At 46.6% G+C, this 21,702-nt stretch carries 17 protein-coding genes and 1 pseudogene; 7 read left to right on the forward strand and 11 right to left on the reverse strand.

Features of this window, described 5'->3' with window-relative positions; translation table 11 throughout:
- Positions 1–35: 35 nt before the first annotated feature.
- The 5 genes from TSUB_RS23835 to TSUB_RS23855 form a co-directional block, all read right to left on the reverse strand.
- Positions 36–1,703 (reverse strand): ABC transporter ATP-binding protein, encoded by a 1,668-nt coding sequence (locus TSUB_RS23835; RefSeq protein ID WP_087024794.1) that lies wholly within the window; start codon positions 1,701–1,703, stop codon positions 36–38.
- Positions 1,703–2,860, reverse strand: coding sequence for an ABC transporter permease (locus TSUB_RS23840; RefSeq protein WP_087024796.1), 1,158 nt, complete (start codon positions 2,858–2,860; stop codon positions 1,703–1,705). Before TSUB_RS23840 ends, TSUB_RS23835 begins: the two co-directional genes overlap by 1 nt.
- A 3-nt stretch (positions 2,861–2,863) precedes the next feature.
- Positions 2,864–3,871, reverse strand: a complete 1,008-nt coding sequence (locus TSUB_RS23845) for an ABC transporter permease (RefSeq protein ID WP_087024798.1) — start codon at positions 3,869–3,871, stop codon at positions 2,864–2,866.
- Positions 3,872–3,918: 47 nt separating this feature from the next.
- On the reverse strand, positions 3,919–5,817 hold the full coding sequence (locus TSUB_RS23850; RefSeq protein ID WP_087024800.1) for an ABC transporter substrate-binding protein: 1,899 nt from the start codon (positions 5,815–5,817) through the stop codon (positions 3,919–3,921).
- A 184-nt stretch (positions 5,818–6,001) separates the two neighbouring features.
- Positions 6,002–6,835 carry a MurR/RpiR family transcriptional regulator gene (locus tag TSUB_RS23855; protein WP_159065000.1) on the reverse strand — a complete coding sequence of 278 codons (834 nt, stop codon included), beginning with the start codon at positions 6,833–6,835 and terminating at the stop codon, positions 6,002–6,004.
- A 589-nt stretch (positions 6,836–7,424) separates the two neighbouring features.
- Between TSUB_RS23855 and galE the strand changes: the two genes are divergently transcribed.
- The 4 genes from galE (at position 7,425) to gnpA (ending at position 13,053) form a co-directional block, all read left to right on the forward strand.
- Entirely contained in the window at positions 7,425–8,444 is a 1,020-nt protein-coding gene (galE, locus tag TSUB_RS23860; RefSeq protein WP_087024985.1) for a UDP-glucose 4-epimerase GalE, read from the forward strand.
- 79 nt (positions 8,445–8,523) lie between these two features.
- Entirely contained in the window at positions 8,524–9,567 is a 1,044-nt protein-coding gene (gene galT, locus TSUB_RS23865) for a galactose-1-phosphate uridylyltransferase (RefSeq protein WP_087024979.1), read from the forward strand.
- Between the two features lie 92 nt (positions 9,568–9,659).
- Positions 9,660–10,823, forward strand: coding sequence for a glycoside hydrolase family 88 protein (locus TSUB_RS23870; protein WP_087024981.1), 1,164 nt, complete (start codon positions 9,660–9,662; stop codon positions 10,821–10,823).
- Between the two features lie 58 nt (positions 10,824–10,881).
- Positions 10,882–13,053 (forward strand): 1,3-beta-galactosyl-N-acetylhexosamine phosphorylase, encoded by a 2,172-nt coding sequence (gnpA, locus tag TSUB_RS23875; protein WP_087024983.1) that lies wholly within the window; start codon positions 10,882–10,884, stop codon positions 13,051–13,053.
- A 265-nt stretch (positions 13,054–13,318) separates the two neighbouring features.
- On the opposite strand, the pseudogene TSUB_RS23880 reads toward gnpA, so the two are convergent.
- Both TSUB_RS23880 and TSUB_RS23885 read right to left on the reverse strand, forming a co-directional pair.
- Positions 13,319–14,753, reverse strand: a pseudogene (locus tag TSUB_RS23880) (IS1182 family transposase).
- A gap of 110 nt (positions 14,754–14,863) precedes the next feature.
- On the reverse strand, positions 14,864–15,262 hold the full coding sequence (locus TSUB_RS23885) for a hypothetical protein (protein ID WP_087025803.1): 399 nt from the start codon (positions 15,260–15,262) through the stop codon (positions 14,864–14,866).
- Between the two features lie 411 nt (positions 15,263–15,673).
- Here TSUB_RS23885 and TSUB_RS23890 point away from each other — a divergent pair, with 411 nt between their 5' ends.
- Positions 15,674–15,931: a putative hemolysin gene (locus tag TSUB_RS23890; protein ID WP_087025806.1), complete on the forward strand. Its 258-nt coding sequence runs from the start codon at positions 15,674–15,676 to the stop codon at positions 15,929–15,931.
- An 89-nt stretch (positions 15,932–16,020) separates the two neighbouring features.
- Here the strand turns inward: TSUB_RS23890 and TSUB_RS23895 are convergent, their stop codons facing one another.
- Complete coding sequence (locus tag TSUB_RS23895) at positions 16,021–17,184, reverse strand: PleD family two-component system response regulator (protein ID WP_087025809.1); 1,164 nt, start codon at positions 17,182–17,184, stop codon at positions 16,021–16,023.
- Positions 17,185–17,388: 204 nt separating this feature from the next.
- Positions 17,389–18,342 carry an alpha/beta hydrolase family protein gene (locus tag TSUB_RS23900; RefSeq protein WP_159065038.1) on the reverse strand — a complete coding sequence of 318 codons (954 nt, stop codon included), beginning with the start codon at positions 18,340–18,342 and terminating at the stop codon, positions 17,389–17,391.
- A gap of 478 nt (positions 18,343–18,820) precedes the next feature.
- Between TSUB_RS23900 and TSUB_RS23905 the strand changes: the two genes are divergently transcribed.
- On the forward strand, positions 18,821–19,174 hold the full coding sequence (locus tag TSUB_RS23905; RefSeq protein WP_159065039.1) for a hypothetical protein: 354 nt from the start codon (positions 18,821–18,823) through the stop codon (positions 19,172–19,174).
- Here TSUB_RS23905 and TSUB_RS23910 read toward each other — a convergent pair.
- The gene (locus tag TSUB_RS23910) at positions 19,171–19,692 is read right to left on the reverse strand and encodes a GNAT family N-acetyltransferase (protein WP_087025818.1); all 522 of its coding nucleotides are present in this window, start codon (positions 19,690–19,692) and stop codon (positions 19,171–19,173) included. The genes TSUB_RS23905 and TSUB_RS23910 overlap by 4 nt on opposite strands.
- A 255-nt stretch (positions 19,693–19,947) precedes the next feature.
- Between TSUB_RS23910 and TSUB_RS23915 the strand changes: the two genes are divergently transcribed.
- Positions 19,948–20,175 carry a DUF1127 domain-containing protein gene (locus TSUB_RS23915; protein ID WP_087025821.1) on the forward strand — a complete coding sequence of 76 codons (228 nt, stop codon included), beginning with the start codon at positions 19,948–19,950 and terminating at the stop codon, positions 20,173–20,175.
- A gap of 193 nt (positions 20,176–20,368) precedes the next feature.
- On the opposite strand, the gene TSUB_RS23920 is transcribed toward TSUB_RS23915, so the two are convergent.
- Positions 20,369–21,481: an HD domain-containing phosphohydrolase gene (locus TSUB_RS23920; protein WP_087025824.1), complete on the reverse strand. Its 1,113-nt coding sequence runs from the start codon at positions 21,479–21,481 to the stop codon at positions 20,369–20,371.
- Positions 21,482–21,702 lie beyond the last annotated feature (221 nt).

The raw sequence follows: 21,702 nt of genomic DNA on the forward strand, positions 1-21,702 counted from the left end.
GATGAGAGGCATAACACCGAGCAAATCCTTATTCGTTAAGCCACGGGTGGTAGCTCGACTTTAGGTACGGCGTTAATCAAGGTTTGCGTGTAAGGCTGTTGTGGATTCTCAATCACTTCCTCAATGCTGCCTTGCTCGACAATTTGGCCGCGTTTAAGCACAACCACGCGATCACAGAAGTACTTCACTGTCGCAATATCGTGTGTGATCAACACAAATGCCGTGCCGTAACGATTTTGGAACTCAATCAGCAGATCCAATACCTGTGCACGCAACGACACATCCAATGCCGCTGTCGCTTCATCCGCAATCACCAGCTTAGGGCGAGTAATCAAAGCACGCGCAATCACAATACGTTGACGCTGACCACCAGAGAAGGCATGCGGGTAACGACTGGAGAAACTCGCAGGGAGCCCCACCCATTCCATCATGTCACGCACGCGTTGACGTCGCTCATCATTGCTAAGCTCAGTGCGTAGTTTGGTTAGCGGCTCTTCGATAATCTCAAAGACCGTCATGCGCGGGTTGAGCGATGACCATGGGTCTTGGAAGATCAAACGCAGATCGGCAAACAGCGGGTCACGTGGCGGGCGCTTATAATCACTCAACTCCAATGCGGTTTCGCCATCCGTATATTTAATGTTGCCTGATGTTGCTGGTGACATACCCAGTACGGCGCGGCCAAGGGTACTCTTACCTGACCCCGATTCACCGACAATGCCCAAGGATTCGCCGGGATGCAGCGTCAAGCTGACATCATCGACCGCTTTCAAGATCTCTTTTTTCTTCCAGAAGTCTTTGCGCACATCAAACTGTTTATTGACGTTTTGCACATCTAAGATAGGAGTGCCCGCAGTGCCGTAATCAAACGGTTTTTTGTACTGAGAACTGCGTTCTAGCCGCTGCGTCGCTTCCATTAATTTGATGGTGTACGGATGTTCTGGCGCTTCGAAAATTTGCCGCACATCGCCCTTTTCAACGACGATACCTTTTTCCATAACGACAACACGATCCGAGATTTGTGCCACCACCCCTAAGTCATGGGTGATGAACAAAATTGCCATCCCGGTTTCTTCTTGTAACTTGGCAAACAGACGTAAGATCTCAGCCTGTGTGGTCACATCCAATGCGGTGGTCGGCTCATCCGCGATCAAAATGTCAGGACGGCTCGCCATCGCCATCGCAATCACCACCCGCTGGCGTTGGCCGCCAGACAGTTCAAACGAGTATTTATTGATGAAGTTTTTCGGATCCGGCAACATCACCTGCTCTAAGAGCTCAATGGCGCGCTGATGTGCGGTCTCCTTATTGAGGCCACTGTCGACCAGCAACAAGGTTTCTTTAATCTGGTCGCCCACCGTATGCACTGGGCTTAACGCACTCATCGGCTCTTGCGACACCAACGAGAAGTTAAAACAACGGATTTTGCGCATCTCAATACTGTTCGGGGCATAATTCGTGATGTCCACTTTGCTGCCGTCGAGATGGAGCATGATCTCACCCGAGTCGATTCGACCAGGCTTATTGAGGATTTGCAATATTGCATTCGAAGTCACGGATTTACCCGAACCCGATTCACCAATGACTGACAATGTTTCACCACGGCGAATATCAAAACTCACGTCTTTCACCGCATGGAATGTTTCCATGGTCGTCGGAAAACTCACGTTTAGATTTTTAACTTCCAGAATCACATCAGACATTATTTTGCTCCTTGCTCGTGGTATGGGTCACAAGCATCGCGTAGACCATCGCCGGCAAAGTTCATTGCCAGAATCACCACTACAACCGCCGCTGCAGGGATCAGTAACCAAATTGCTTCTGCTAGCGCGCGAATGTTCTGCGCATCTTGGAGCAAGACACCCCAGCTAACTAACGGCGCTTGCAAACCAAGCCCAAGGAAACTCAACGCGGTTTCACCCAGAATCATCCCTGGAACAGCCAGCGTCACCACCGCAATAATGTGGCTAAGGAAGTTAGGCACCATATAGCGACGGACGATTTCTGCTGAGCTGTTGCCATCTAGCCAAGCCGCAGCAATGTACTCTTCCGAACGCAATGAAATAAAGCGGCTGCGAACGACACGCGCCATATCAGGCCACGACACAAGGCCAAGAATAATGGTCACAAGGAAGTAGCGGGTCAATGCACTCCATTCGCCTGGCAGTGAAGCCGTCAATGCCATCCACAATGGTAACGTTGGAATCGACTTTACAAACTCAATCGTGCGCTGAATGAAGTTGTCCACTCGGCCACCCATGTAGCCAGAGATACCGCCAATCACAATACCGATGATCAGCGTGAAGAAGACCCCCATCAATCCCACAGACAATGAGATACGCCCACCATGAATTAAGCGCGAGAAGACATCACGCCCCATCCGATCTGAACCTAAGATGAAAAAAGGCTTCTTCGGATCATGCGGTGCAAGAAACTTACGCTCCATCGGGATGAAACCCATCAACTCATAAGGTTCGGTTTTGCCAAAGAAAGAGAAATAAGCGCGCTCTGAATCGTCTTCTTCATAGTGACGCTGCAATGTGCGGCGATCTGTTACCACCTTATACATTTCAAGGTGCGGCGCCCACTGCCAACCCTCATCGGTTTTCTCAAATAGATGTACCGACTGTGGTGGCGAGTAGGTATGACGACGCCAGTTTTGGGTTGCATCAAAGGGAGCAAAAAACTCAGCAAAGATAGCAACAAAATAGACGATAGCTAAGAACCAGATACTGTACCAAGCGAGTTTGTGTCGACGCAGTTTAATCCCAATTAGCTGCCATTGCGTCGCTTCGGAAATATCGAGTGGGGTCTTCTCTCGCTTCGCGAAAGGAATAAGTGATAGTGCTCTCGATAACATAGCTTAAAACTCCTTGGCAACGCCAACGCGCACGCGTGGGTCGACCCAGTACAACAATAAATCTGAAATCAAGGTACCGATGATAGTCAGGCCAGACATAATCAATAGAATGTCTCCGGCAACATACATATCTTGAGTACGTAATGAGTTAAGTAGCAAAGGACCGAGTGTCGGTACGTTCATCACTTGCGAGACAATCACATCAGCACCTAGCAGTGCAGGCAGCATCCAACCAATGGTACTGACCATAGGTAATAGCGCGACCCTCACTGGGTACTTCAGAATCAAGCGACCTTCACTCATCCCTTTTGCTCTCGCCGTCTTGACGTAAGGCTTAGTCAGCTCATCAAGTAAGTTAGCGCGCATGATGCGAATGATGCCCGCCATGCCACCAGTACCTACCACAAGCACATAGATCCAACCGCGAGAGACACCGTCCCAAAACTTATCCCAAGACATGGGTTCATTAAGGAACTGATCCGAAAAGAGACCGGATACCACAGTGTCGAAGTGAAAATAACCAATGAGTAGCGCGACAATTGCTAACACAAAGTTAGGTGTCGCCATACCAATAAAACCAAAGACAGTTGCGACGTAATCTCCCCACGAGTATTGACGCAATGCAGAAAAGATACCGATTGGAATTGCAATCAGGTGGCTAAAGATGAAGACCGCGCCAGCCAGTGCCATTGTAGGTCCGATTCGGGGTTGAATGGTCTCCCATACAGGCTGGTTGTCTGTCAGAGACATCCCAAGGTCACCTTGTAACAAGCCGCCGACCCAACTCAGGTAGCGCTCATACAAAGGCTTATCAAGACCATACATTTCGCGGAGTGAGAAGATCAGCTCTGGGTCTACGGTTTGACCCATGGATTGCATTTCAGCAATACGAGACGTCGCGAAATCACCTGGGGGAAGGTCAATAACGGCAAAGACAACAACCGATACTGCCAGCAACGTTATCAACATCGATAACAAGCGTTTTCCCGCAAAGAGAAAAAAACTGTTCATGGTTTTTCCTTGTAATGCCCCTCACCTGAGTGAGGGGCGTTTGTTACTTACTGTTCTTTCCAAAGCTGCCCAAGGCGCATTGGTCCCGGAGTTGGGAAGGTGTAGGACTGAGGCATGTCGTGAGGCACGTTGCGGATCTTGTTATTGATCACAACACCCTCTTCCAACGATGACACAGTACCAATCACATAGAATTGCTCTTTAGCAATTGCCATGATTTCTTTCATTAAGCGCTGCTGCTCTGCTTGGTCAGCGGTGTTACGCACTTTCTCAAACAGTTCAATTTGGCGCTTAACGTGCGCAGGTGGCTCAACCGCATACTCGTGGTTCGGATCTTGTGCCCAGTTGTAGTAGCCCAGACCCCAAGTCGACTCAGGGCTATACGGTAGGTAGCTGCGCGCCTCATCAATGATGCCCACACCGCCATCACCTGGCATTGGGATCAGTTCAAAATCATTGGTGATACGCAGAGAAGTGAGGTAGTTAGTCTCGACAACACGGATATCAAGGAAAACGCCGATCTCTTTCCATTGGTTTTTCACCAGTTCAAGCGAGTCAGACACGCCACCCAGATCAGCAGTGGTGGTCAACGCTTCTATACGAAGACGACGGCCGTCTTTCATCAAGCGATAACCCGCGCTATCGCGCTTCTCTAGACCTAGACCATCAAGTAGCTTGTTCGCCGTTTCGACATCGTAGTCGGTGTATTGGCTCGCCATCTCTTCATCGTAAAAAGCGGAAGATTCAATCGGCGCTGCTTGGTAAGGTTCAACAACACCTGAATATACCGTCTCGCTGATGTCTTCACGGTCGATACCATGTGACAGTGCAACGCGGAAGTCTTTCTGCGCAAACAGTTCCGCTTTCACTTTGTCACTTGTGGTTTGGTTCAGACCCAATACCATGCTGTTCATCAGTGTGGTAGGACGGAAGTGATAGGTGTAACCACCCTTTTCTTCATTGGCAATCAACATTGGACGGTGTGATGGGCCACCAATATGACGCGCTTGGAAATCCGTCTCACCTGCCGCAGCACGCAACACCATCTCTTCACTGTCTTCGCTGAAACGCCATCTCACGCTGTCAAGATAAGGAAGCTGATTCCCTTCTGTATCCACTTGCCAGTAGAACGGGTTACGCTCAAATTCTGCGATAGGCGTATTTGGCCCTGGTGGGGTCTTCACTTTCCACGCCGTCAATACAGGACGATCGACATTGGTGTAGTGCTCAATGAAGTAAGCAGAACGACACTTGGTCATTGAATATTGACGCCATGTAGAGAAGCCCGCCGCCTCTGCTTCAGCATCTAGATTCTTGTTGTATTGCGGGTAAAACTGAGAACAGTAGTGTTTTGGATAGGTCGCGAAGCTTGCGCCATCAATCGTAGCGAGCTGGCGAATGAACAAACCGTTTGGTTCTTTAAGTTCAATCTTGACTGTGTGGGCATCAACCGCTGTCGCTTTCGCTGCGTCTGGGCTGCTAATAAATAGCGGACGGTTACCTGCGTGGTCAGGATCACCAATGACTTCATTGATATAGAATACAATATCGTCAGCGGTGAACGGATGACCATCAGACCATTTCACACCTTTACGTAGCGAAAGGGTAAATACAGTATTCTCTTCGTTTGCGGTAAAGCCAGTCGCTAAGTTAGGCACAACCTCATTATATTTCTCATTGAAATTGAATAAGTTGTCGTATGCAATAATACGGATGCGGTGTACGTTATCAGGTGCGCGACCCAACAGGTTTAATGTACCACCATATTTACCTACTGAATCAAATGGGGTAACAACTAAAGGCTCTTGTGGTAAGCGGTCACTCACTTCTGGAAGCTGTCCGGCTTCTACTAGCTTGGTGAGTTGAGGCGCTTCACTATATTCAGCAGCTAACGCAGGTGTAGCAAGGCACATCGCGATACTGAGCGCGACTACATTCTTTTTCATGGTATTACCTAATTATCATTATTAATCGGTTATTGGATTAGTATGAATTACTTTTAGGTACAGTCTTATAAAGCAATCCATATTTTATTTAATACTGTTTATTTTATTCTTGATTCCATCCTCCCAATCCCTTGAGAATATTTATTCGATACTGTTACACTCGAATAATTACACCCTAATGAGTTTATTGACCCTTAATATATTGATTGACCGCCTCTTGACCATTAGCAATGGCTTGATGATCTTTCAAAAGTGCATTGAGTTTGTAAAACAACACATCAAACGTAATCATTTGCATCACTTGCGATGTCACCACACCCATTTGACTATGATCTTCGTTGTATCTGAAGGGGAGGTGTAAATCGACCAGCTGGCCGACGGTATCGCGCCCAAAACGGGTGAGGCCAATGGAAACCGCACCTTTACGGCGACTATTTTGCAACGCACAGATGACTTCTTTTGTCTCACCGCGCGCCGAAACGGCGATCACCACATCTCCTTCTGCAACCAAGTTGCTGCATGCCAGTTGCAAATGGGCATCGGGAGTAAACTGAACTGGAAGATTGAGGCGCAACAGTTTATTGAAAATGTCATTGGCGACCACCGCAGACGAGCCGACACCGAGTAAAACAATTTTGTTGGCTCGAGTGATAACTTCCGCTGCTTGCTCGACCACTTCCGCCTCTAATAGCTTCAGTGAACTCTCGATATGCTGGCTAAACAGCTGCGCGGACTTCGCAATCATGGATTGCGTATCATCTTCCGCTTCCAATCCTTGAAAGATGGGCATCGCAGGTTGTTGGCGAAGCTCGGCTAATAACGCCACTTTGAAATCAGCGTAACCGTTGAAACCTAAGCGTTGTGCAAATCGAACCACCGTCGCATTACTCATCTGACACATGCTGCCTAACTTCACAGCGCTATAGGGCGCGATATCATAGTTAAGATCACCCAAGGTCTGCGCTAAGCGTTGATCTTTGCCGACGCCTGCATATCGCAATGCGTCTATCTTGGTCATCAAATCTCTCATCACAGTCCTTTCGTCCTTTTCAGCACCTTCCACTCACTGCTGAACACAAGTGTGCTCTAAACATTCAGGGAGCAAATGGCTACCTCTTCTAACACATCCCGTGGCGTTCACGTGTCTTGTCTACATACAACCTCATGATTTAATGAGATTTACACCAAGAAACGCTGTTTCAGAACGTGTTACTAACTTCTCTCCAAAACGTTATGTACATTATCGTTTCATTAAATGTACGACTTGTACATTCACGAACATTATAAATCTGACTGCGATCACAAAGGTTGTATTCAGGAATTTAAAAACATTGAAAAATTGAATGAAAAAATGGAACTTAATTATTGAAACGCTATTTCATACTTAAAATATGAAACAACTGGCATTGCTATATGGGTGTTGTTCGTAAAGCTAAACCTCTGATTTTTAAAAGAACCATATGCAACTCGCCTTTTATTTCTGTTGACGTAGTGATGATAGAAAGCAAGCGATAAAAATGATTCATACATTTTTAGTTAATTATCTAGGCGACGATTTTCACGGCAAATTCGATTCGCCATATATGAGCAGACAATCTGAGATCAAAATGAAAATTCTAGTGACAGGCGGTGCAGGTTATATAGGCACACACACTTGTTTAGCACTGATTGAACAAGGTTTTACTCCGATTGTAGTGGATAACTTTTCCAACAGTTCCCCACTCGCCATAAAGCGTGTCGAACAGCTCAGCAACACATCGATCCCCGTCATCAAGGCGGATATCTGTGATCGTGCTGCCTTAGATACCATCTTCCAAGAGCATGATATTCAAGCTGTCATGCACTTCGCTGGATTAAAGGCGGTAGGGGAATCCGTTGCGATTCCACTCAGCTACTATCACAACAACATTCATGGCAGCCTAAACGTGCTGCAAGCGATGGAAGCTGCCAATGTACAGCAGTTTATTTTCAGTTCATCGGCTACGGTTTACGGTGACCCCGCCTCTGTCCCGATCAAGGAAAGTGATCCGACCGGAAATACCACTAACCCTTATGGTTACAGTAAATATGTGGTTGAAAGCTTGCTCGAAGATATCTGTCGCGCCAACCCTGCACTCAGTGCAACGCGCCTGCGGTATTTCAATCCTGTCGGCGCACATATTTCCGGCCAAATTGGCGAGGATCCCAGCGGCATTCCGAACAACCTGATGCCATTCATCACGCAAGTTGCAATAGGTCGCCGTGAAAAGTTAGCGATTTTTGGCGATGACTACCCCACACCGGACGGTACGGGGGTTCGAGACTATATCCATGTGCAAGATCTCGCTGACGGCCACGTCTCCGCATTGCGCCATGGCCTCGAATATCCAGGGCTACACACGTTCAATTTGGGCACTGGCCAAGGTATCAGCGTCAAAGAGATGCACCGTGCGATGGAAGAAGCGGTCGGTAAATGCATTCCAGCGGAGATCCAGCCACGCCGCCCCGGCGACATCGCGCAGTGTTATGCCGACCCGAGTAAAGCAGAAAGTGAATTAAATTGGCGCGCCACCCGCAGTGTCAACGATATGGCAACCGACAGCTGGCGTTGGCAATCACAGAATCCAAACGGCTACAACAATGCGTAACAACAACCACTAATACGCAAGCAATGACCCTAACGGCAACATTAATAAAAATATTAATTATCAATAAGTAAGTACAACCATGACGAGTCTCTTTAATCCAACTGATCACCCGCACCGTCGCTTCAATCCGCTTACCGGAGAGTGGGTGTTGGTCTCTCCGCACCGCGCTAAGAGACCGTGGCAAGGTCAACAAGAAACCCCCGCGCTTGATGAAAAACCAAGCTACGATAAAACCTGCTATCTTTGCCCTGGCAACGAGCGTATTACTGGTGATGTCAATCCTAAATATACTGGTACGTTTGTCTTTACCAATGACTTTGCCGCGTTGCAGTCAGATACACCAGATTGCCCAGACAGTTCTGACCACTTGTTTCAGCAACAAACCGCTCGCGGGGAAGCACGTGTTATCTGCTTTTCTCCCGACCATAGCAAAACTCTGCCCGAGCTTTCTGAGCAAGAACTTGCCGCGGTGGTAGAGACATGGCAAGAACAAACCCAAGAACTCGGCGCTCACTACCCATGGGTGCAAGTGTTTGAGAACAAGGGCGAAACCATGGGGTGCTCAATGCCGCACCCTCATGGCCAAGTTTGGGCCAATAGCTTTATTCCTTCTCATGTTGATAAGAAAGACCACCGGTTATTTGATTACTGGGACACACACAACGCGAACTTGTTAGTCGACTACGCCCAGCGTGAAATGGCGGAAAAAAGCCGCATTGTTGTCGAAACCGAACATTGGTTAGCGGTTGTGCCTTACTGGGCTGCGTGGCCATTTGAAACCATGCTGTTACCCAAAGCCGTTTGTCAGCGCTTAACAGAACTAAGTGCAGCGCAAAAAGCGGACCTCCCTGCCGCCATCAAGCAGCTGACGACCAAATACGACAACTTGTTTAACTGCAGTTTCCCCTATTCCATGGGCTGGCATGGCGCGCCTTTTACGGAAGAAGATCAACCACACTGGCAAGTCCACGCGCTGTTTTATCCTCCTCTGTTACGCTCGGCAACGGTACGAAAGTTCATGGTGGGGTATGAAATGTTGGGCGAAAGCCAGCGTGACTTAACACCTGAGCAAGCTGCACAACGCTTACGTGATGCTGGCGATGTACACTACCGCCAACGATAAGCCAACGACGGCGAAAACCACTCATCGATACAGTCGATGAATGTTGCAATTTACTAACGACTTTTTGGGTTTCACCCTAAGCTAGGAATATTATGTCTATTACACTGCCACCCTTACCTGACACATTGAACGCTCGCCGCGTTGTCGACCACCTGCCAACGGTGATTGAAAGCATTCGCCGAAACATCGCAAATATCGGTGACCGCAACCCACGTATCGGCCGTGCGGATAACAGCTGGGACTACTGCGACCAATATGATTGGGTCTCTTCTTTCTGGACAGGTGAACTGTGGCTAAGTTACCAGATCACGGGCGAATCTATTTTTAAAAATAGCGCCAACCTACGCAAACGTTACTTTGCCAACATGCTACTTGATCCCTTCTGGCTTGATCACGACTTGGGTTTCCAATACAGCTTAAGCTGTGTTGCTGGCCACAAGCTAACGGGTGATGAAGAATACAAAATGATGGCAATCCGCGCTGCAGATCACCTGATTCACCGTTTTCGAAAGATTGGTGGCTACATTGTTGCTTGGAATGACACCCACCCATTAGGGCCTGAAATCACTCAGGGTAAGTCAATCATTGACTCGCTACAAAATACCGCTCTACTCTTTTGGGCATCGAAAGTGACCGGCTCGCCAGTCTATGCTGAAGCCGCTACCCGTCACTGTCGCACCATGGCGAAACACATTGTACGTGACGATTATTCGACCTATCACTCGTTCAACTTCCACCCTGTAACACAAGAGCCAATCAAAGGGGAAACATTCCAAGGCTATGCAGACGATTCCTGCTGGGCTCGCGGCCAATCTTGGGCTATTCATGGGTTTGCTCAAACCTACCTCTACACGGGGGATGAAACCTTCTTAGAGACAGCCAAACGCCTTGCTAAATACGCCGTAGAGCAAATTACCCCTGATGGTGTACCGGTTTGGGATTACTCGCTACCCGAGCATGAAACACAATATAAAGACAGTTCTGCTGGTGCGATTACCGCCGCAGGTCTCTTGCTCATTTCGCAATGTATTGATGATGTCACTGAAGCGCGTCAATACCGTGACTGGGGACTCTTCTTACTGCAGGGCCTAATGAAACAGTGCGACCTTACTTTAGATCCGACCGCACATGGCCTACTTGCTAATGGTGCGTCATTTGTGAAAGTTGGCTTGTGCGACAACATGCTGCCATACGGCGACTACTACTACCTCGAAGCGCTAATGCGCGCTAACGGTTACACCGAGTTCTTCTGGTAATTCTTATTCCGATCACTATTTATTTGCGCGCTCCCTTCGAGCGCGCGAAGGAGCCAACATGCAAAAAAAAGGACATATGACCCTGCCGGTAGAAGTCGGTCAAGAAGAGGTCGTGCTCGATTTATACAAACGCTGGCAAGCGGATGCGCTACGCGATAGCGATGGTACCAGTATGCCAGACTCGTTAGCCCAGCAAGATTGCGATATTTACTCCGTCATGTGTTTAGTACGTGCTGACCAAGATTTTGCCAATGCACACCCTGAATATCTCCACCGTAAATACTTAATGTCATTCCCTGTCACAGCAATGGGCACGAGTGTCACGCTATCGCCACTGAAGGGCTACAGCGCGGATAAATATGAACTCGATGATGACAGTGACCCACACACATGGTGGGAAGTGCGCAATCGCACCACCAATACGGTGATTGACAAAGCAGAGTGGCACTTCGACCCAGAGTCCTCCACGGTTGAAGTGTGCAATACCACGCCGTACCATGAATACACGGTCACCTTTATGGCTCGTCAAGTCTGGGATAGCGTATCGATGTATAACGCCCTCACCAATGACTGGAAAGGACCACGCATCAAGAGTCTTGACCCGTATCACCCGGCCTGCCGTGAGCACCTCATCAAGCATTTTGCGCACTGGCTAGAAACACACCCGAACACCTCGGTTGTGCGTTTCACAACATTCGCATTCCTTTTTGTGATTGACACAGGTGACAAAAACCAAGACATCTATCGGGATTGGACAGGGTATGGCGAGACCGTTAGCCCACGCGCGCTACAAGACTTTGAAGCCGAGTATGGTTACGCCTTAACTCCTGAAGATTTTGTTGATTCGGGTTATTACAACGGCACCTATAAAGTTCCATCAAAACGCTACCAAGACTGGATGACCTTCGTGCAGCGTTTTGTCGTGGATTTTGCCGCAGAGCTCGTCAAAATGGCTCATGACGCGGGTAAGAAAACCGCCATGTTCCAAGGTGACCACTGGATTGGCACCGAACCTTTCCTAAAGAGCTATCAAGAGATTGGCCTCGATATCAACATTGGTGCCGTAGAAGATGGTGTCGCCCTGCGCCGTTTGACTGATTCGGGTGGCGACCAGATCCGCGAAGCACGTTTCTACCCCTACTTCTTCCCAGATGTTTTCCAAGCAGGCAACGACCCTGTGATTGAATCCATGTCTAACTGGGTGAAAATTCGTCGCGCTATGTTGCAAAAGCCATTAGATCGAATTGGGTATGGCGGCTACCTTTCGCTTGCCAATCAGTTCCCACATTTCATTGATCATGTCACTGAGATTTCCAATGAGTTTGGTAAATACCTCACCCAAACCCAGCGCACAGAATCTCAGAAACTGCCTGGCAAAATTGCCGTATTGAATGCCTGGGGCAAATCACGTAGTTGGCTACAAAATCAAGCCCGTGACCAACGCTTCTATGTACCGCCACGTCCGGACGTCATGGAATTTGTTGGCAACAACCTGCTTGAATGCCTTGCTGGTCTGCCATTTGACGTCGAGTTTATCAGCTTTGATGATGTACGCGAAAACGGTATCAGTGACGATATCAAGGTGATCATCAACACAGGTGATGCGAACTCGGCGTGGAGTGGAGGTGAGCACTGGGGTGATGGCGATATACTGGTTGCACTGAGACAATTTGTCGCCAACGGCGGGGGGTTACTCGGGGTGACGGATCCTTCTGCACACCAGCAGAATGGGCGTTTCTTCCAACTTGGCGATATCCTAGGCCTAGAAAAAGAGACCGCACTCACCATGGGTCGCGTTGCGATGCCTGTAAGTCTTGATACAGAGCACTACCTATCGAAAGCTCTCTCAGGACGCGAAGACTTCGGCAACAATAGCTATGTCTACCCTCAAGCCGACGACTTAAGTGTGATTCACGCAGCTGGCCAGCACCTTGCACTTACCGCTCGAGAATATGGCAATGGGCGTGCAAGCTATCTTGCGAACCTGCCTTATTCACAAGAAAATGCGCGAATACTCCAGCATATCTTGATTTGGTTGAGCCAAGAAGAAACCAAGCAACACTGTTGGTTATCTGATAACCCCTATGTTGACGTGGCTTATTATCCAAAAACCGATAACGTCGCGATAGTGAACAGCAGTGACGAAAAGCAAGAAGTGACACTGCTAAACAATAAATTTGAGACGGTGTCTGTGACATTGAGTCCATTTGAATGGACATGGTTGAACTAATTTGACCGCGAGCGTTCAAAATGTGATGGAATTCATAAAAGTTACATCATTCGTAATTATAGTTGGCAAAAAATAATTACTTGAACTACTCGCTTATGTTTCCACTCATCATCTTGGCCGCTGCATCCTCCCCCGATACAGTTGATGATGAGTTAAGCATTAAAAAACCGGACGTTACGTCCGGTTCAGATTGATGACGAACCCCGCTTTTTAAGCGGGGTTCTTTTTTGGAAGCGACCGTAGGTCGCGATCGCGATATTTTTTGCTATGTCGTGCGCAGAAGTTTCCGTTCATTACATAGGCATACAGAAGCAAGTATTTGCCTCATTTCTGCCATGTTTAAGCCTATTTTTCGGAGATAGTTCATCACCAGCGCTATCTTCTTGATGTTTTGGGCTGCCGCTGCCAACCAACATTGCATTTGCACATTGGCTAGACCGCGGAAGCGAGCATAACGATGACCGTGATGTTGCTTAGCGTCTGCAAAGCTACGTTCTACTGTTTCACTTCGACGTCTATAAGTCTTCTTGCCGTAGGAAGAGAGCCGCATTTGGTTTGCCCTCTCTACTGCGTCACTATAGATATGCCGTGTAATCACTTTCTTCATATTTCTGCTTTGAGTACAGTCATCCCTCATTGGACAGAACGCACATTCTTTGGGGGCTGAGTGGTATTCTCGATACGCATCGCGTGAGGTAGTTTTATAAAGCAACTCCTGACCATTCGGACATTGGTAGCTGTCTCTTTGCGCATCGTAAGTAAAGTGCTTCTTTTTGAACGTATTTTTCGTTCTAGATGGACGTCGATAACCGAACACGCCAAGAATAGCTCGACGTTCAAGTGACTCCGCCACTGGAGCAGTAAAGTAGCCCGCATCCAGTCCAACAGCTATCGGGTTCAATTGGAATGTGGCAAGCGTGTAATCTAAGCGTTGAACGTAAGGCTGTGAGTCATTGATGTTACCCGCGGTGGTGTAGGTATCGAGAATAATTCCGTGTTGACCATCAACGGTTCGATGGTCGAGATAAAAGAAGCCTTGAGGCTTATTATCACGAGTCATGAAGCCACTCTCTGGGTCAGTGGTGCTGGTTTTAGTATTCTTTGTTTTGGCTCTGACTCCCGAGCCTTAAGTGGCTTCTTACCTGCTTTTCTCGGTCTAAAGCGACGTCTTCATCCAGCATATCAAGATAGGTACTGGCACGAACCGCCGTGACTTTATTGGTGTGTTTATTCTTGTTGGCGTTCGCTTTGAGATGAGTACTGTCCGTAAAGAGCTCTTGACCCGCGACCAAGCCTTTCGACATGGCTTGCTCTACGATATTGATAAAAATACGTTCGAATACATCCGTGCCATTAAAGCGACGAATGCGGTTCTGGCTGAGAGTAGAAGCGTGAATGACTTTCTCTGTTAATGACATCCGCAAGAACCAACGGTAAGCGACATTCACTTCAATCTCTTTGACGAGCTGACGCTCACTTTTTATGCCAAAGATGTAGCCAAGTAAGATGATTTTGAAGAGGCGGACAGGGTCAACAGGTGGGCGTCCATTATCTTTACAGTAAAGATGAGCGACTTCATCTCGAATGAATTCGAAGTCGATAGCATTATCGATTTTACGCACTAAATGGTTTTTAGGAACTAACTGTTCCATCGTCACCATTTCCAGTTCGTATTGTTGCGGAGTAGGCTCTTGAAGCATAACGGAGTGTCCATATTTCGATACCCCTATTAGATCAAAGGTCTAGCTCGAAAGCTAGACCTTTGTCAGCAGTCTGAACCGGACGTTACGTCCGGTTTCTTTTTACTCACTCAACTTAGCTTTTCTAGCGGATAGATTTTTACAATACTCTGCATGGGTAGTGTGACAGTGAATGCACCTTGCGATAAACGCGTTTTGAAAGTGAGTTGACTGCCTTGCCATTGAGGCTTGTGTATATTGTCGACGGATAAATTGATATATAGAGCGCGACGTTGGTAACTTGCCTCTGGCAAAACAACACCACTTACGCTCGTATTCACCTCAACATAAGGGGTGCAGTTGCTTTCTACGACCCGTTGATAAGCATGTAAAAAAGACATGACTTCGGGGCCCGCCACTTCAGGCGCCATCAACGCGTTATACGTCGCTTTTCGTTTTAACATCAACACCAACTGACTACCAAAAAATGCGATAAGTATAAGAGAAACAAAAAAAACCGTTGGATACATATCGGTACTCATCTACTGGTCAGACTTCAAACTCTAACACTCGTAATAGCAGACGCACCGCTTGTTTAACCCCAAAAAACAATAATGAGCATGTAATCGTTAACATTAAGCAATCAATTGAAAATGTAACAAATTTTATCGAGATAGATCTACGTAACGCCAATTAGCCATACATTTTTCGCGGCAAATATTGTGCCACTCACTAATGATAATTGTCGATCTCATACATAATTCCACTCTTATACTCAGCCTATCCAAAAACGAATTTAGTCGTACAACCTTATGCTCAGAAAAAATTGAAATTCCTCTGACGTAACGGTGAATTTAGTCACTATACTTTTGTACTTAGATCAGTTTTTCGCTTCTCTTGGTTAAATGAACAATAGGGCGAGTTAATTAAATGGAAAAGTTATGCAGCATTCACGTACGGTACTCATTGTTTTATCTACAATCTCCTTAATGGGTTGCAACTTAATGTTTAAAGATAGAGAGCCTGTTGAGTCACAAACCACATTAACCAATACTGCATCGATGTACTGTGTTGAAAAAGAAGGGCAACTCGAAACGGTGACAGAAGCGAACAAACGCGTGACCTATTGCTTACTACCTGATGGCGATAAACAAGAACAATGGGCGCTCTATAACAACCGCTCCCAACCCGCCGAATAAGCGAATTTAAACTCAAGCCACCTCAAGGTGCTTGTTCAGCGAGCACTTCGAGGCTTGCCAGTAAGGCTCTGTTTTGAAGGTCTAGTGGGCTAAAAAAGCTCCACATCGCCTCCACTCAACGAAGCACTCGGTGGCTCACGTTCTGGTTCTAATAGAATATCTGACGACGTCAAATGCTTAGAAAGGTCCTCTAAGTCCTCTTTAACATGGGCCATATCTTTCTTCGCCATCAGCATAGAGCGGAAGACTTTTTCAAACATATCCGTAAAGTGGTTTTCTTGGTCCATCGTCATATCGAGAAAATGAAAGCTGCTATTGAGCTCTTCCATCGTTTCGCGATACAAAGACTTGAACGATTCTTCAAACTGATCCGTTCTACTCGCGATATCCTCAATGGAGGAAGCGATGTTCTCTACGACTTGCAGTAAGGTGTTCTGACGTTTGATATCAAGATATTTTGCTTCTAGCCCTTCGCTCATCACAGCAAGTGTGTCTCTTAACACGCCGACGCGTTGCGGATCCTCGGGCAGGTTCTTAATAAGAAAAGCCGTATGACCATCTTGCAAAAGCATCCGCTTACCAAATTGATAAATGCGCCCTTCGGATTTTAAAATCTCAAACACGTTGCGTTCGATGGGGTTCACCACTCCGACACTACTATCGAAGTAGAGGTTTTCATCGTCACGAATAACCAGTGATGCATGTAAATCAAGTGCACTAAGGGATTGAAACAAGGTAAAACTGAGTTGCTCTAAAAACGTGCAGCATGACAACTCGCGGTAAAATTGCACAATCGTGCCATATTGGGTCGCTTCAATCATCAACCCGCGCGTGGTTAAATGCGCATCTTCGTACTGGGAAACTAAACCATGCTTTTCATTAAGGAAGTTACTTAAGATACGCAACTTTGCAACAAGCTCAAACTGCTGAAACACCCTTGGCATCACATCAGATGCCCCGGCTTCATAGGCCAGCAAACGAGACTCTAAACTGTCTACCTCAAGAAAAAACAGCTTTTCAAAGTGGTGATCTTGCTCGAACTTTTTCAGCTCGTGGTAAAGAATAACCGTTGAATCTTCATCTAAATAATTGCCAACCAAAACAATATCGGGTTTGAATGAGAAAAACTGTTCAGAAAAAGCTTCAAAGTCTTCGACAACCTCAACGAAATACTTATCGCCGAGTACGGATTGAATATTTGATAAAAACGCACGATTTGAATCAATCGCCAACACCCGGTGATCCACACTCATCTTGTTATTCCTCCCTCAGCAAACAGCTAATCAACAAATTGCTTATAAGCATAAGTGTAGCATCGGCGCCAAAACCCGCTTAAAGACTGAGGAAAATGTTCAGCGCAGCTCGAAAGGGAAAGGCCATTCCTGCACAGCTTGCCCTGCACTCGACGCACTGAGCCGCTTCTGAATCCAGCATCTTGAGATGGTTTACGTTTAGCGCTATTTCCATTGCCAACGATCACTCCCTTTCAACCATTCCCGCACAGACTCACTTCGCAATCGCTGTTTGGCAGCTGGGGAATGAGACAAATAGGCGTGCCAATACTGCACTGAAATCTTCTCAATGGCGTTTTGATGATGGGCTAAACGTCGCTTGAGAGTATGGTGAGAGGGAGTAAAATCTGAAAAACTAAAATGGTGGGCACCATCTAGCACCAGCTCGAAGTGCTCTCCTTGAAGCAAAGGAAATAGCCTTAGACGTTCATGTGCCTGAGTACCAAACAGAGGCACGTCATCCTCTGATCCTGTCATGATTAACCACGGGCGATCCACTTGCGTATAACTGTTCTCTCTATGCCCACGCTTTACATAGTGGGGGCTTAGCAACAGTGCCGCTTTGAAACGGCTATCGCTATACGCTGCTTTGTCGTACCCGGTGCCTTGTCCTGTCATCACTTGTGCGGTCAACGCCCCAAATGAATGTCCAGCTATCCCAATATTGGCTAAATCTAACTGACCATACAAACGACTATGTTCATCATCTTGCCAAACAGAGAGCTGATGTAACGTCGCCACAATATCGTTCACACGCCAACGAAGTTCATTTTCTGATGCGGCTAGACGAAAATGTCGAGGCCATCGCCAACGGGGTTTATCAAACCAAAGCGTGTCATCACTGCCACTATGCCGAACCAACACAACCACAAATCCCGCGGCTGCCCAAGCATGAGATAGCGATCGAAAGTGGTGAGGAGAGCCTCCTAAGCCATGGCTGAAAACAATCACCGGCTTTGGTTGCGACGTCGGTGTCATATGCACAGTCACTTCGGTCGCTCTTGGCGCATCAGGTAACATCAACGGAAACGAAGTAATATCAATAACAGCAGGCTCTGCGTGAACGGGGAGTAAGCAAGCCACCATCAGTACCAATCGCAAACCTTGTATAAAGCGCAATCTAGCCACCTCTAATAAGCTCATCCTATACAATCATAGCCAATCATTACGCTAGTGGTACGACCAGAACGCGAAATCTTCAGATCATTGGCGACTCATAATTAGCATAAAATGCTAAAAAATAGCACTTATAGCCAACATCCTATTCATAACCCCCAACCAAGTGTGACCATAGTCACATTTAACACACATCACTAATTAGTGATGATAGTCACACTTATGTGGCTGGTTTTTTGTATATAAAACCTAGACTTGCGAACTATCTATAATTTCGTTTCTAAACGGTACAGACTATTGATGACCTAAATTTGAGTGATTTCCAACTCACAGTTGATGGGAAAGTCAACAATATAATCCGCTAGACTGAGGTTAATTATCTATAGAAATCAGTAAATTAGTGGGTATATTTTTTCGCTTGTCACCACGATTTTTATTCTGTAACTTGCATAGCCGAAGGAATGAAGACAGGTGAGTGTTTATGGTATTACCTATGGTTTGTATGTTTGCGTTTACAGTTTGGATGTATGCCTCCATTTTTCTGCATACCAAACGTCTAGCGCAATGGAACCAAGCCCCCTTTGGCGTACTCACAACAATTAATCGCATTCACTACTCATGTATTAGTCGTGAAAGCTGCGAGTTCTTACCCAAGGGACACATTGAATGGTTGATCGATAACCACTACGCGCAATTTGAAACCACAACATCAGCTAGCCATTTATGCAATGATTTGGATGCCAAGCTGGTGCTGACCAAAAAATGGTATCGCTTTTTTGATCAGCTAACCGTTGATTTTGACTACAGAAACCCTATTAGCTCTGATTCAGTCTAGAAATAAGCGCCGTCTAGGTAAACCTCTCCAGATGGCCATTTTTCTTTCGCATTGACGGCGAGTACCATCACTTTGTCACCAATGCCCCACTCTCCACTCTCTGCCATCAAGTGCAAGTTTTCCACTTTTTGATAGCCTGTTGAGCCATACACTTCGGTCTCCCCAAAGAGCACTGAAAACGCCATCCCTAAGGCTTTTTGTTTTTCATGTAGATGCTTCAATAGCAAATGAACAAGGCCTTGTCCTCGATAGGCGGGCAACACACAGACTTCTGATACACCACCAATGGCGATGACTTTGTCATTCACATTAACGGTACGCTCATGCAAAGCAATATGTGCCACGACTTCATCTTGGTCGCCCAAGATATACCACCGATGCTGAGGAAGCTGATTATAATATCGCTGCGTCTTAAACCGCGCATTATGCGCACCGACAAAACACGTGCTTAACAACGTTCGTAATTTAAGGTCTAGCTCATTATCAACGTTGCTATCAAGGATATATTTTACGTCCATTTTTTATCATCCAATTTGAGTCAGTACGGCAAAACTACACTAACTAATAAAGCAATAACTTGATTTAGTTACAAAAAATGGATTTAAGCTAGAATGCGAAGCATTCTACTGGACGAAGAATCGGCATAAAAACCAGATATAAACGCTGGCCACTCAGTTAAGAAAAACTTATCCAAAGGAAAAAATCAATCGTTTGTCACTCCCCACTTATTTCAGGGATAGTAGCCCTACAAACCCGAGATGAGGAGTAAAGTGATGAATCTATCCCATGAAACGCTGATAAATACGCAACGTAGCAAACAGACACTTCGCCAAGCTTTTCGCCTTATAGTTAAGAGCGCGTTAACCCAAGTGCGCCAATGGCGTCATAACTATCGTTCTCGTCGACACCTTGCCGATCTACCTCAACACCTACGTGACGACATTGGTTACGATAACAAAACGATTCTAGATGAAACACGCAAACCTTTCTGGCGAGAATAGGGTTTTAACATCACATGAGACCGCCTTCTACAGGCAAGGTCTCATGTGATTTTTGTAATGCTAATCGTCGCAAACACACCAGATGATGGTAGATACCCTCATCGCTTTCTTCCTGACGCGTAAAGGCCATCACCTTCACGAGTGACCATCGAGTCTAGGGAAATGTGAGAGTCGCGCAAGCCTGTATATTGGCCTAGCGATAACGTCCTTCAAAGCTCATATCTTTACTGACACACTGCAAAAAAGCGTCAACGACATACGGATCATAGAGACGATTTCGCCCAGCTTTAATCACATTAAGCGCTTCCACTTTTCCTAACGATTTTCGGTATGGCCTATCGCTGGCCATTGCATCGAAAGTGTCTGCAACCGCGATGATCCGCGCTTCCAGCAAAATATCCGCCCCTTTCAAACCATGCGGATACCCCGAACCGTCGAAGCGCTCGTGGTGCTGCTCTACCATTTGAATAATTGGCCAAGGGAAATTCACATCTTTAAATATACTTGCCCCCATTTCAGCATGACATTTAAGCAACTCATATTCTGCGGGTAGTAACTTCCCTATCTTATTCAAGATTTGAGATGGTATGACCAATTTACCAATATCATGAACAAGCGCTCCTACGACGAGTCCCACACGCATGTTCTCGGTAAGTTTTAATTGCAACGCTATCTGCTCACAAATATGTGCCACATTACGTTGGTGAGACGAGGTGTACTCATCCCTCATTTCTAATGCACGAGAAATCGCGCCGAGCATGTTGAGAAGAATATCGTGCGGCGAGTTAGAACTAAACGTGAATATCTGGTCATTGTAAGCACTTTCAATCGTATCGATTTTGGCTTGTACCGCTGGCCAGAGAGTACTGACCATGTCATACAGCACTTCAACTTGGCGTTCACTGTAATTGGAATCAGCATTACCAAAACCGACCACGGCGCGCACAACGTTTCCCATTTTGACAGGCAGATTAAAATGTCGGTACAACTTTGGAGCCCCCTGAGGTAAAGGCCCTTTCTCACATTTTAACCGTTGATAATCATTGTGAATGACAGGTTTTTGCTCACGGATACAATCTCCCCAGTGTCCCACTTCCCCTAGCACTTTCGCGTGTTCATAAATTGTCGGGCAATGCTCTATGACGCGTTTCGACCAGACATTAGGCTCCAATACTTGGGTTACCTGATCGAAGTAATAGATATAACCCAGCTCGGAGTGGGATGCGTCCACAAGGAAGTCGATCAAGTCACAGCAAAAGTCATGCTTGGAGAGGTACCTTTTGTCTAGTAACAGCTCGATGTCCATGATCGTCCCCTCGAGTGTTAAACGGGTTCACAGCTCAAACCAAACATCCAAGTTTCATTCAGCATCATTTTCCTTTACTCAGCGGGCTAATTACGCCGTTCACTCTGTTTAAACTAAATTGCTTTCATATTAATAAGCTTAGGAAGCATTGTTAGCGAGCTCAAGGGCACATTTGCAAAGAACAAAGGCCAAGGACTTCCACACGCGCTTGCATCAAATCG

The sequence above is a fragment of the Thaumasiovibrio subtropicus genome, assembly GCF_019703835.1.
Taxonomy (GTDB): domain Bacteria; phylum Pseudomonadota; class Gammaproteobacteria; order Enterobacterales; family Vibrionaceae; genus Thaumasiovibrio; species Thaumasiovibrio subtropicus.